Origin of the sequence: Paenibacillus sp. RC21, from assembly GCF_044907935.1 — a bacterium.
GTDB lineage: Bacteria > Bacillota > Bacilli > Paenibacillales > Paenibacillaceae > Paenibacillus > Paenibacillus terrae_A.
Genome location: NZ_JBIYCS010000001.1, coordinates 167,120 through 179,410 on the forward strand (window position 1 = coordinate 167,120; position 12,291 = coordinate 179,410).

At 48.2% G+C, this 12,291-nt stretch carries 11 protein-coding genes and 1 pseudogene; 7 read left to right on the top strand and 5 right to left on the bottom strand.

Annotated elements, in window-relative coordinates:
* The first annotated feature begins 110 nt into the window (after positions 1-110).
* A complete protein-coding gene (locus ABIA61_RS00835; RefSeq protein WP_025685457.1) occupies positions 111-302 on the top strand; it encodes a YqzE family protein in 192 nt (63 codons plus the stop codon).
* Positions 303-334: 32 nt separating this feature from the next.
* Positions 335-517, top strand: coding sequence for a hypothetical protein (locus ABIA61_RS00840; RefSeq protein ID WP_283655502.1), 183 nt, complete (start codon positions 335-337; stop codon positions 515-517).
* A gap of 2 nt (positions 518-519) precedes the next feature.
* On the opposite strand, the gene ABIA61_RS00845 is transcribed toward ABIA61_RS00840, so the two are convergent.
* The 4 genes from ABIA61_RS00845 to ABIA61_RS00860 all read right to left on the bottom strand — a co-directional run bounded on the left by ABIA61_RS00845 (position 520) and on the right by ABIA61_RS00860 (position 5,753).
* The gene (locus ABIA61_RS00845) at positions 520-1,626 is read right to left on the bottom strand and encodes a hypothetical protein (protein ID WP_283655503.1); all 1,107 of its coding nucleotides are present in this window, start codon (positions 1,624-1,626) and stop codon (positions 520-522) included.
* 252 nt (positions 1,627-1,878) lie between these two features.
* Positions 1,879-2,886 carry a YqhG family protein gene (locus tag ABIA61_RS00850; RefSeq protein WP_404520949.1) on the bottom strand — a complete coding sequence of 336 codons (1,008 nt, stop codon included), beginning with the start codon at positions 2,884-2,886 and terminating at the stop codon, positions 1,879-1,881.
* 1 nt (position 2,887) lies between these two features.
* Positions 2,888-4,777 carry a DEAD/DEAH box helicase gene (locus ABIA61_RS00855; RefSeq protein ID WP_404580196.1) on the bottom strand — a complete coding sequence of 630 codons (1,890 nt, stop codon included), beginning with the start codon at positions 4,775-4,777 and terminating at the stop codon, positions 2,888-2,890.
* 136 nt (positions 4,778-4,913) lie between these two features.
* Entirely contained in the window at positions 4,914-5,753 is an 840-nt protein-coding gene (locus ABIA61_RS00860; RefSeq protein ID WP_283655505.1) for a helix-turn-helix transcriptional regulator, read from the bottom strand.
* A gap of 161 nt (positions 5,754-5,914) precedes the next feature.
* Between ABIA61_RS00860 and fabF the strand changes: the two genes are divergently transcribed.
* From fabF to ABIA61_RS00890, 5 genes and pseudogenes are all read left to right on the top strand, one after another.
* Complete coding sequence (gene fabF / locus ABIA61_RS00865; RefSeq protein WP_404520947.1) at positions 5,915-7,153, top strand: beta-ketoacyl-ACP synthase II; 1,239 nt, start codon at positions 5,915-5,917, stop codon at positions 7,151-7,153.
* A 397-nt stretch (positions 7,154-7,550) separates the two neighbouring features.
* Positions 7,551-8,525, top strand: a complete 975-nt coding sequence (locus ABIA61_RS00870; RefSeq protein ID WP_404580197.1) for a helix-turn-helix transcriptional regulator — start codon at positions 7,551-7,553, stop codon at positions 8,523-8,525.
* Positions 8,526-8,606: 81 nt separating this feature from the next.
* Positions 8,607-9,350, top strand: a complete 744-nt coding sequence (locus ABIA61_RS00875) for a zinc ribbon domain-containing protein (RefSeq protein ID WP_404520945.1) — start codon at positions 8,607-8,609, stop codon at positions 9,348-9,350.
* A 316-nt stretch (positions 9,351-9,666) separates the two neighbouring features.
* Positions 9,667-10,450, top strand: a pseudogene (locus tag ABIA61_RS00885) (lantibiotic dehydratase).
* Positions 10,444-10,842 (top strand): ATP-binding protein, encoded by a 399-nt coding sequence (locus ABIA61_RS00890; protein ID WP_283655511.1) that lies wholly within the window; start codon positions 10,444-10,446, stop codon positions 10,840-10,842. Before ABIA61_RS00885 ends, ABIA61_RS00890 begins: the two are co-directional and overlap by 7 nt.
* Before the next feature lie 40 nt (positions 10,843-10,882).
* Here the strand turns inward: ABIA61_RS00890 and ABIA61_RS00895 are convergent, their stop codons facing one another.
* Positions 10,883-12,112: an MFS transporter gene (locus ABIA61_RS00895; protein ID WP_283655512.1), complete on the bottom strand. Its 1,230-nt coding sequence runs from the start codon at positions 12,110-12,112 to the stop codon at positions 10,883-10,885.
* Positions 12,113-12,291: the final 179 nt, after the last annotated feature.

Here is a 12,291-nt window from a genome sequence, read left to right on the forward strand (position 1 = left end):
TTTTTGGAAAATGAGCAAGCTAAACTTATCTGCATCCAACGCGTGAATTTAATGTTTTCCTGCAATGCGAACATAATGTCAGGGATGCAGATTAAAGGAGGTCGCGGAGGATGGCCAAGAGTGACGAGCTGGTGACATACATTACGCAACGAATTGTTCGGTATATGGAAACGCCACGCGATGTACGCCGTAGCCGTAAACAATCAAGAGAGCCATGGGTATACAAATGGTTCGGAATGCTGCCGCTCGCTCTGAATATGTGGATTAAATCCGCACGCAAAGGGCGAAAGGAACGACATTAAAATCGCCAAAGAGACCACAAGAGGCATACGGAATGCCGTTTGAGGTCTCTTTTTGTGTTATAGAAATGATCAAGGTGATTGCATTAATTAATGGCTATAAAACGAACTCGAAAAATGAACATAAAAACGGAGTAGGCGTAATGGTGCTGTACAAGCGAAGCGGTCGCGATGGGAAGCACCATCCGGCTGCACAGTGGCACGATAGAAACTTTTAAGTTCAGTTTATATAGGAGTGCATACGATAAAATCCACCGCCAGATAACAGCTGATCCAGCGGGACAAAGCGGGAAAGCCCGGTGCGGCAGGTTACCGCATACATAATAGGATGAGAGAGACCATGCGAAGGGTTCCAGGACTGATATCCGTTAATAGCTAAGGGGCCGCCAAAAGCGAAATTTATGTCTGTAGCAGAAAATACGATACGTGATGATTCACTCAGTGTGTTAGTAAACTGCTGTACGTTATGGATGGAAAGCTTTTGTTTGGGTAGAAGCCAACTAAGATCGTCATAGGGATCAAAAGGCTCAGCCGAAAGGGTAATCGCCTGTGCATCTGCTTTCAGAGAGAGAGCAGATGAAGGAATTGTACTGCTGTGGAGCTTGTTTTTCCAACTCCCATCAGCTACCTCCGCAGGCAATGGATCCCCCGTAAAAGCGTCGATGCACACTTCGATGCCAGTGGAGGAACGCACCAGCCAGTAGGCTAATAGCGGTTCCTCATACATGGGGGTAATTTGCAGCTTGTCAATGGAGGAAAGTTTGGTTTCTGGGAGGGATTTAAGGGATTGGCGGAGTAAATTCATACTGTACGGCCCGCCTGGCCCGTTTCCGTATTCATTAAGCTGATAAGCGCCGTTATGATCTGCCCCGATAATCAGGTAGCCAATGTATTCTCCTGCACGATTCACCTGCACGAGCCAGCTATGTGTTCCGGGACCGAGCGGGTGGTAGTTAAGCTCGGCATCTTTCCACTGGGCAAAAGACGGCTGTGTGGATAGCGACTGCACCGTATCGGTGGAAACCCGCTTTACGTCCGTTGGAACCCCTTGTTCCTGAGCAGGAGGACTTGCAGAAGAGTTACCTGGGGAAAGGGAAGGGCTTACAGTAGTTGCCTCGATTTGCCCCTGCTTCCCATCTTGGTTCTTGTTCGTGGGTTCCGATGAGGAAACCAATGAAGTTGCTTCGTAAGAGGGTGACGGGTTTGCGTTGTGGTCTTGGGTTGCTGAGGAGGCCGCTTGAATGGAAGCAAACGGACAGACTGCGGACAGGCCGATCAGAACAGCCGCAATCATACCAACGCTATAGTGTCCGGAATTTTTTTTCAATGGAATCCACCTTTCTGACGGCTAATGCACCGATGGAGGCTTTTTTATCCAGCATAAAGCTTGTCCGATAAAAAGACTGCTACACCTTGTCGGCACATCTGTCCTGACCGGGTTCGTTTTTTGCTGTCGATAAGTAGCGGCAGGCCTGGCAAAGCTTGTCGGTACAGCAATAAACCCGATATAGTCTGAAGTACGATGTTAAAAGCTGACGATACTTCTGCAACCAGCCTGCGAAGGAGCGTGAGATATTGGTTACCGCAGATGAAATATCCCGCAGTTAATGGCGGATACAAGCACCTTGGGTTCATATTGCCATACCATTTCTTTGCGACGGGCTTGATGCTGCTCTTGTACGGCTTCTTTTTTTTCCTCTTCTTCTTTTTGCTCCTTAACCAAATCATCGTAATAGTGATCAATCACCTCCAATTCCTCGCGCAACCGTTCTCTGGCCTGCACAGCCCACTTGTAATCCTGCTGGCTCAGCTGAGCATTGAGGTAGTTTTCCAGCGAGATGGAGGCCTCCTGAACAGATAATTTTGCAGGCTGCACATGCATATTGCCTGCCAGTAGCGGGCTGAGCTGCCGGGATTCAAGCATGCTACCAAAGTTGGGTACGATGGTGCCGCTTTTGAGTGAAATCCCAAGCCAGTGGAGTTCTTCCCGCTTCAAATCACAGGCAAATTCGATCTTGTAGCAGACGCCTAACCAAGCTTCATATACTGCGGGAGAACGGGCGTATAATTGACGAGCATTAGGTTGCTCGAACAAATTGACATATTTTCCTCCATCCCGTGCAGCTTCAAAAATTTGATGCAGCCGACGACTCCCATAGTGAAGTTCTTCCTGCAAAATACGTCCGGGTCCCAACTGCGGTAACGCTGGAACATGGCCGAAGTAACGGCCCATGACCTGATCCTGTGCCGGACTGCCGGACGCTGGAGCCTGTTGTGATCCTTGCCCCGGTTGTGCTTGTGACGGGGTGAGAGACGTATTCTTTGTGGGCGACGTATTGTCTATCGAACTCTCCTGTGCCGTCCGGTAGGCTTCCCCATCGAAAATAAAGGTGAACGACATCGTTTGCGCCGGAACACCGGTACGCTCTACATAGCCCCAATAGTAGGGGCGGTTCGTTAGAGCTTTATCCGCTTCGGGAGAAAGCTTGACGGTCACATGGTTGGGCGACCTCTCGATCACGTTGCATCCGGTCGCTTCCAGATACGTGAGGACAAAGCGCTGTACCTGCTGTGAATTCATGGTCATATCAGCGGCCTCCTTTCGCGCCGCGTCGGGCTTTGGCTGGAGGGACAGCGCTGCCTGACAAGCCTAGCAAAGCAGCGGTGCCTTGGCTTGTTCCCGTCAAACGCCCGTTGATCTGATTGGCTTCGGAGGACATATCGGTTGCCGTATCCGAAGTAGATGGACTTTCTGTGCGAATCTGTTTCATTTCCTGTTTGATCGAATCCAGCGAATGACCGAGTTTTTGCATTTTTCGGCGTATTTCACCATCACTGCTGGATTCAAGCATGATTCTATATAGGCTCTTTTCAATGGATTCCTTCTTTTCAAACCGTTCCAGAATGACGTCCAGCCCGCCTATAACCATTTCGAACATATTGATTTTTTCATGCAGCAGGTGGAGGATATGCTCTTCAATCGTTCCGGTGGTGGACAGGTTGAAAATATTTACATCATGCGTCTGTCCCAGTCGATGCACACGTCCAATCCGTTGCTCCACACGCATGGGGTTCCACGGCAGGTCAAAGTTAATCATATGGTGGCAAAATTGCAGGTTAATGCCCTCGCCGCCCGCCTCCGTGGCAATCATCACCTGAATGCGTCCGCGGAACAGATCCATCATCCAGTCCTTGCGTCCCCGGTTCATGCCTCCCCGATAAGGAACAGCGGATAATCCACGATCACGAAAATAGTTCAGCAAATACTCCTGTGTAGCCCGGTATTCGGTAAAAATTATCACTTTTTCGTTCATTTGACGAATGAGTTCAAGCGCCTTTTCCGCCTTTGAATTGGCTTTAATCGCTTTGATGTGCGCGACCAATTCCCAGACGCGATCACGCAAGGGAGAGTCGGGCGCCATCTTTTTAGATAAATTGACAAGCGTTACGAATACCGCATCACGGCTGCTGCACACTTCACGCTGAAGGGTAACGAGAGACAGCATGCTGCTCAAATTTCCGCCATTCGCCTGATATTGATCCTTGACAAAGGAAGTGACTCCATCGTATAGCGCTTGTTCTTCCGGCGAAAGTTCCAAGTGAATGTTGGAAACATTTCGTTTGGTGAACTGGACCGGCCCTTCGCCGCGACGGTTGCGGATCATGACTTTGGACAGCTCATCCTTGAGCTGATCCTCATTTTTAGGTAGACGTTTATCCACAACGAAGTTAGCTGAAAAATCCCCGTGTCGTCCTAACTGACCGGGCTTGAGCAATGTAATGAGATTGAAGAGCTCGGACAGATCATTTTGGACAGGGGTAGCGGTCAGGAGCAAACAATATTTTTTACGCAGCTTCATAATGAACTGGTAGTTGGATGTTTTTTTATTTTTCAGCTTGTGGGCTTCGTCGATAATGAGCAGATCATAATCAGTGTCCAGCAGGATGTTGCTGTGTGGCTCCCGCTTGGCTGTATCCATAGAGGCCACGACGACCTCGGACGACCAGGAATATGCTTTTTTCTGAGCGACAGCCGGAATGCCAAATTTGCTGTTCAGCTCACGAACCCATTGAAGCACCAGAGAAGCGGGGACAAGAATAAGCACTTTGGCGGCAAGCCCGCGAACCAGATATTCTTTTAGAATCATTCCAGCTTCGATCGTCTTACCCAAGCCGACTTCATCAGCGAGGATGGCGCGACCAGACATTTCAAACAATACCTTACGGGCCGTATCCAGCTGATGGGGCAGCGGAGTGAGGTCTTGCAAATGCTTCAGACATTGAAGCTCATCAAAGCTGGGGACCAGCTTGGCCTTTTCTGCCTCAATCGCCAACTGATATAGACCCCAATCTCCCCAAGGTCCTCCTTTGCGAAGGCGTTGGTCCAGCTCATCCTGCCAGCTACGGTCAAATTGCACCGGAACAGGCAGTGTTGCCTGATTTTGTGATGTTGGGGAACTTGTCGATTTAGCTTTCATGATGGATTCCCTCCCTCCTAGTAATGGCGCAGATGAAGCTCTTGGTTCTGTCACATTGTTGACATCTATGTTGCACAGATCGTAGATGTAGTATGGACGGAAAAAGATATCTTCATAACAGGAGGGGTGAAATCCTTTAGCTGCCTTCCATTAGCTTTTGGAGTTTGCTTTCTGTAGAGGTTTGTGCGTTCGGGGTGTAGATGCTGCAACGCAGATCGACGCTGCCCTGCACCTGAAGGGAGGTCAGGTCAAACAACATTTTGCCTGCCTTGGCATGACGAAATTCAATCAGCACCTCCGGCGCAGAGCTGACCTCACTCTGATTCCAAAGTTCATTAAACTCCGGATAAGCCCGGCTCATGTTCTGTATGAACTGTGCATACCAAGGGTCCGTCACATATTGTCCGTAATAAGCGCGGAAAATAGCAAGGAATCCTTTGACGAAATGCTCCCAGTTTACAGCGAGACTTTTAAACTCTTTTTTGGTAAACAGCAGTTCAATCATGTTGCGTTGTTCATGGGGCAGCTCGGCAAAATCCATAAACACATGAGCCGCGGCTGCATTCCAGCCGACAATATGGCAGCGCCGATCTGAAATAATAGCAGGGCAATAGCGCAGCTCCTGTACTATTTTTTGCAGGGATGGAGAAATAACCGTCTGCTCTGCAAGAGCAGGAGGTGTCTGAAATCCGGTTTCAAGCGCTAAATCATACAAATACTTTCGTTCATCCGTGTTTAGCTGCAAGGCGGCGGCAATGGCATCCAGTACAGAGGCGGACACCTTGATATCGCGTCCCTGCTCCAGCCAGGTGTACCATGTCGTGCTGACACCTGCTAATTGAGCCACTTCTTCTCTGCGCAAGCCGGGTGTTCTGCGGCGTGGTCCGTTCGGCAGACCGACCATATGCGGGTGTAAACGGGCTCTTTTGGTTTTGAGAAAAACAGATAGTGCTTCCAGACGTGCTTCCGGTTTCATAGCGAGTTCTCTCCATTCGATGGTGGATAAGTAATGAGCAGTTAAGGCTCTAACTATAGTAGTGTTCATTATACCAGGATAAACAAACACTTGTAATAGGATAAGCTAAGGTTAAAATGAGATTTATAAGTAAGCAAACGAGCAGGAGGAATGAAGAGCGTATGCAAAGAGTTGTAATTACAGGTATGGGTGTGGTTTCACCACTGGGCAATGACGTGGACACGCTGTGGAAGAATCTGCTGGAGGGTCGTTCAGGTATACGAAAAATAGACACGTTCGATGTGTCTGATTTGAAAGCACAGATCGCCGGGCTGGTACAGGATTTTGATGCAGAAAAGCAATGGGGACGTAAAGACGCCAGACGAATGGATCGCTTCACGCAGTTTGCGTTGTTTGCGGCAGAGCAAGCGCTGAAGGATTCCGGTCTGGAGCTGGATAACACGAATCTGGAGCGTGTCGGTGTCTATGTAGGATCAGGGGTCGGCGGTCTGGATACGTTGGTGGACAATGTGAATGTATTGGAGAATCGTGGGCCGGGCAGAGTCAGTCCGACCCTGGTGCCTATGATGATTTCAAATATGGCTGCAGCGCAAATCAGTATTGCGTTCGGAGCGATGGGTCCCACGCTTTCGCCGGTTACGGCCTGTTCCATTGGAAATACGGCGATTGGAGAAGCGTTTCGTACGATTCGCACAGGAGATGCGGATGTGATTTTTGCAGGCGGAGCGGAGGCAGCGGTGACCAGACTGGCGCTTGCGAGCTTCTCCAATGCAACGGCCTTGTCGACTCGTAACGAGGAGCCTTCGATTGCGAGCCGACCGTTTGATAAGGACCGCGACGGTTTTGTTATGAGCGAAGGGGCGGGCATTCTGGTACTGGAGTCGCTGGAGCATGCTGTTCAGCGTGGCGCAGAAATAGTTGGGGAGGTCATTGGCTATGGCGCAAGCTCGGATGCCTACCATATGGTTGCACCGCACCCGGAAGGGACCGGAGCTTATCTGGCGATGAAAGCAGCCCTTCAATCCGCCCATATCACGCCTGAAGAGGTGGATGTGATCAGTGCGCATGCAACGAGTACGCCCGTTGGCGATCTGGCCGAGACTCTCGCGATACACAAACTGTTCGGTGACCATGCCTACCAAATTCCGGTCACCGCGAATAAATCCATGCTCGGTCATATGCTGGGAGCAGCAGGCGGTGTTGAAGCCATTGCACTTGTACGGAGTCTAAGGGAAGGCATCATTCCGCCGACGGTTCATCTGGACAACCCGGACCCGGCTTGTGATCTGGACTATGTGCCTCACGAAGCACGCAAGGCCTCATTAAATATCGGGCTATCCAATTCCTTCGGCTTTGGCGGCCACAATGCGGTCATCGTTATTAAGCGTTATGAGCCATAAGTGAAATAAATGATTTAACCTCAGGAGTTCTATCCAACGGGATGGAATGCCTGAGGTTTTTTATTCTAGAAATAACAGATTCATTTTAGATAAGAGTTAGAGTAAGATGGAGATTATAATTACTTAATCAATTCGCAATAGAGAAATTCACCGAAGTTTTAGACATAATAAAAGATTGTAAAGAACAATATTTAAAGGATCAAGGAATTTCATTAGGCGTAGATTTAGATTCGAAAAGAAGATCGAAAATATTTGAGCAGAAAAGCAGCGAAGAGAGCGGAGTCGTTTTGGAGAAGCGTAAGCGTTCAAGAATAATCCGGTCACGTAGCGGACATAGATGCAGTTGCTTACTCAGAGCACAAAAAGCGTGATCTATTTAATGAAAGGTTTTGGAGAAATGAAAATTGATCGGTTGCTTTCTATCGTCATTTTGTTGTTGAAAAAAAATAGAATTCAGGCGAAGGAACTGGCAGATTTATATGAAGTTTCGATACGGACGATCTACAGAGATATCGAAGCGATTAGCCTGGCTGGTATTCCGGTGGTAACTTATCAGGGGGCAAATGGGGGAATCGGCCTGATGGATGGCTACCGCCTGGATCGCAGTGTGCTGACGGATGGCGATGTGAAGGACATTGTGATGGGCTTGCAGAGCTTGTCCTCGTCGTTAGGTGGACCGAATGTAACCCGGCTGCTCGATAAATTTGAAAGCATTATACCGGATTCGGGAAAAGCGAAATTCAGTGTCAATACTACACAGTTTATCGTCGATCATTCGGGTTGGGGAAATCAGTCTGCGCAGGAGGCTAAGCTGGTAAAGGTGAAGGAGGCGCTGAGTCAAACGCGTACGATTGCTTTTACTTATCGGAATGCGCAGGGAGCCGTGACTGCACGGAATGTCGAGCCGCATACGCTCGTTCTGAAAGGACAGCAATGGTTTGTATACGCATACTGTCTCGACAGGGAGCAATTTCGTTTGTTCAAACTATCCCGCATGAGTGATCCTGTCGTGACGGAGACGGCTTTCACTCGCCGGGACCTTTCCTATGAAGTGCTGCCATGGAATGAGGAACGGCTGGCGGCGGTCAGGGCGGTACAGCCTTTTACGCTGCAATTTAACCACAAATCCCGGCATCTGGCGGAAGACTGGTTTGGCGTGGAAGCATTGACTGAGCAGGAAGAAGGGATGTATACAGTTTCGGTTCCTTTTCCCGAGGATGCGTGGATGTACGGATTTATTTTAAGTCTGGGGCCGGATGTGATCGTCAAGGAACCCACCCATTTACGGGAGAAGATTCGGGATATGGCGTTACGTATTGCATCCAATTATGGAGAGCCTCCTATAGAGAATCTCGAAAAACATAGCATATAAAAGAAACAAACCTGACGGATAGTTGTCAGGTTTGTTTCGTTATACTGATGTCATATCAATCACGAAAGGGGATTTATGAAAATGGATAAAGCTTGTCAAAGTTGCGGGATGCCGCTGGAGCATGAGGAACAATACGGAACGGACGCACAACAGGCCAAAACTGATGAATATTGTAAGTATTGTTATAAGGAAGGTGCGTTTGTGCAGCCTGAGCTGACGATGGAGGAGATGATTCAGCAGTGCGCGCCTATTCTCGCAGAGCAAGGGATGCAGAAGGAAGAGGCTGTCGCGATGATGCGTAGTTATCTGCCGAATTTAAAACGCTGGCGTTCACAGGAGAGTACGGAACGTGAAGAAGATTTTAAACCGATCCGGGAGGAAAGTCGGGGGGAGATTCGCCTGATCGGACTGGCAGCACGTACAAGCAACCGGAATGAGCAAACATCCCAGGCAATCATTCCAGGCATGTGGGAACGCTTCTGGAGTGAAGATGTGCCTGGACGAATAAGCGGGCATGAAGAACACCGTTCTGTCTATGGTTGCTATACCAATTATGAAAATGGGGTTTTTGGCGACTATACCTTTTTTATCGGAAAAGAAGCGGCTGCGGATGGTGAAGCTCCTGACGGTCTTGAACAACTCGTTATTCCTGCTGCGCGTTACGCTGTCTTTCAAGCTACACCCGAACCTTCCTCGGTCTTCCGGGTATGGCAAGCGATTTGGAGCTGGGCCGCCTCGGGACAAGCAGAGCGGTCGTACACAGGTGATTTTGAAGTGTATGGCAATCCTGATGAGCCTGTACTAATTTACATTGCGATCAAGTGATGATCTGCTTTCATACGAGAAAAGAAGAAACCTCTGTGTGCTGTTCGGCATATAGAGGTTTTTTGGTACTCCATCTTGAGAATTTCTTGATATTTCTGTTTTATAGTATAAAATGTCACAATTCAAAATAAGTAGGTGAATAGTTATGAAAGCGTTGTATGACCAAACGGATCAGTTTATGGTTCGTTTACCGTTACAAAATAATAGTTTGGCCTTTTTGAATAACGAAGATCAAGACAGGCTTTTGAAACAGCTGTGTGAAGATCCTGCTTTTAGAGAACAAGTATTAGTGTCCAGCAAAACATTGTATGGAACAATGAAACATTTCTTAAATAAACCAGAGAAACTGACAGGTAAGAAGAAGAGAAACTTTGTTGAATCCATGATTAAATATGCGATACGAAAGGCAACAAGAACGACACTTTTTGGACTTTTTACATCTGTCGGAGCAGGTCAGTTTGCATCAGGAGATCAGTTTGAATTTGATCAGCATCAATTTTACAAAAAAGCCAGAGTGGATCTGGAATGGCTCTTTAACATGATTAAAAAGCTGGAAAAAAGAATCTGCGGATCGGCTTGAATTCAGGATGAATGATGCATGTTACGTCAAGGGAGATCGTGCTTTTTTATTATACAGCACAGATGGAAAAGCAGATGAAATCAGTATTCGGGCTACCCCTGTATTTAAGATTGTATATGAGAGTTGCGGAGAATTTGTATCCTTTCAGGATATCACACGAAGGCTAAGTCAGAAGTATCCTCATACGGAAGGAGGAAGAATCAAGGATTATGTCATGGAATTAATAGATAAGGAGTTTCTTCTATCCCATCTAAGGCCGCCCCTTACGGTGTTGGATCAGTATCAATACTTTATTGAACAGGCGGGGAGGGCATGCGTTGCTGAAGATAGATTGGCAGACCTCCAGGCGATTGCAGTACAAATGGAGCATTACAGTCAATTGCCTTTGGGACAAGGGGAACACGAATACATAGCTTTGTTCGAAAAGATGAATCAATTGGAAAAATCATCATCACCGTTACAGCTTGATTCAGGCTTACGATTGCCTATTGCGGAGAAAAAACTGTTCAGTTCATGCTGAAGGATAATAAGCTGCTGGACATCAAGGTATATATGTATCAGGATTTATTACAACGAGCATTAATGAATGTACTTTGCAACGCTGTGGATCATACACCTGCCGGGGGAACTGTAGTATGGGAGGTAAGTTATTTAGGAAACTCAATTGAGTTTTCAATTAGAGATAGCGGCGAGGGATTCTCTCCAGAAGGCTTGAAGAGAGCTACACAGCTTTTTTACATGGCAGATAAAAGCAGAAGTTCGCAAGGGCATTATGGAATAGGGCTAACGTTTGCAGCTAAAGTGATCAACCACCATCAGGGTACAATGATGTTAGAAAATCACAACGAGGCAGCTCCTTATGGTGGTGGGGTAGTACGCATCGTAATACCCGTAAAAATGAACGTAGCTTGAAAAATGGATATGTAGTCCGCTATAAAGCGGACATTGTTTATCATGGAGCTGTTTTAGTTCTAGTGTGTGACAACTGATCTATAGATGTGTTACGGGTTACGGCCCAAAAAATAAGTGCCAAAGTGCTGACGCCAGCACCCAATAGACATACCCCATTCCAGCCGGCATATGTGTACATATGAGTCGAGGCGATGGCTCCAGTGGCGCTGCCGATGGAATAAAATATCATATAGCCTGCGGTAAGTCGGCTACGCGCTTCAGGACGCACAGTGAAAATCATGCTCTGATTCGTCACATGCACAGCCTGTACCGCCAGATCCAGAAGGATAACGCCAAGGACCAAAGCGAACAGCGAGTGCTCGGCATAGCCGATAGGCAACCAGGATAGCAGCAGCAGAGCCAGCGCAATACCCGTCGTTCGCTGTCCTGAGCCTTGATCGGCAAGACGTCCTGCCCGCGCAGCCGCTAATGCTCCCGCGACTCCGGCCAGACCAAAGGCCCCGATGGCAGTATGTGAAAGAGATAGCGGCGGGGCACTGAGAGGCAATACTAGCGAAGTCCACAATATACTGAACGCAGTAAAAATGAGCAAAGCCAGAACGGCTCGGACACGCAGAATCCGTTCTTGCACGAACAGGGTGAGAACCGAGCGAAGTAGCTGCGGATAGGATAGCGTTGCTCCTTTGGGTTCATTCTGTGGCAGCACCCGAAACAGCGCTACAGCCATGAATAGCGTCAATGCGGCAGAAACAAGGTACACCGAACGCCAACCCGCGAGATCGGTCAATACACCAGCCACGGTTCGTGCCAGCAGAATACCGATAACGACACCGCTGGTCACCAGACCTACGATGCGTCCGCGTTCAGCCGGGGCGGCCAAGGTCGAGGCGAACGCAACAAGTGTCTGTGTGACGACAGCCAGCAGCCCAACTGCTGCCATGCCCATGAGCAGGATTGTACGCGTGGGAGCCAGGCTAACTGCGACTAACGCCAGCACAGATAGGAGCATTTGTCCGGTAATCAGCCGCCGCCGATTCAAAAGATCGCCAAGCGGGACGAGCAGAAACAGTCCCAATGCATAACAAATCTGTGTCACTGTAATGACGATGCCAACCGATGAATGTGTGATGCCAAACTCGTGTGCCAGCGCGTCCAGTAATGGTTGCGCGTAATAAATGTTGGCGACAGCCAGCCCACAGGCGATGGCAAATAAGAGCGCTACAGATCGGGACATGGAACGAACGGGGGCTTTTTCTTCTGACATCTTCATTTTCACATACCACATCACTTTCTGCGAGTTACATACCGATAAGTATAATATACCGATTGGTACGTAATGATTTTAGGTTAATATAACTTGCGTCCATAAGAGATGTCAAGAGTTTATCATGTACATATTTGACAGTCGCTTCTGATGATCATACAATCTTAATATACTGAACGATACGA

Coding starts and splice junctions, on each gene's coding strand:
- ABIA61_RS00860 (WP_283655505.1), bottom strand. CDS start 5,753: ATGAAACCGGAAGCACGTCTGGAAGCACTATCTGTTTTTCTCAAAACC.
- ABIA61_RS00895 (WP_283655512.1), bottom strand. CDS start 12,112: ATGAAGATGTCAGAAGAAAAAGCCCCCGTTCGTTCCATGTCCCGATCT.
- ABIA61_RS00850 (WP_404520949.1), bottom strand. CDS start 2,886: ATGACCATGAATTCACAGCAGGTACAGCGCTTTGTCCTCACGTATCTG.
- fabF (WP_404520947.1), top strand. CDS start 5,915: ATGCAAAGAGTTGTAATTACAGGTATGGGTGTGGTTTCACCACTGGGC.
- ABIA61_RS00855 (WP_404580196.1), bottom strand. CDS start 4,777: ATGAAAGCTAAATCGACAAGTTCCCCAACATCACAAAATCAGGCAACA.
- ABIA61_RS00890 (WP_283655511.1), top strand. CDS start 10,444: ATGCTGAAGGATAATAAGCTGCTGGACATCAAGGTATATATGTATCAG.
- ABIA61_RS00875 (WP_404520945.1), top strand. CDS start 8,607: ATGGATAAAGCTTGTCAAAGTTGCGGGATGCCGCTGGAGCATGAGGAA.
- ABIA61_RS00840 (WP_283655502.1), top strand. CDS start 335: ATGCCGTTTGAGGTCTCTTTTTGTGTTATAGAAATGATCAAGGTGATT.
- ABIA61_RS00835 (WP_025685457.1), top strand. CDS start 111: ATGGCCAAGAGTGACGAGCTGGTGACATACATTACGCAACGAATTGTT.
- ABIA61_RS00870 (WP_404580197.1), top strand. CDS start 7,551: ATGAAAATTGATCGGTTGCTTTCTATCGTCATTTTGTTGTTGAAAAAA.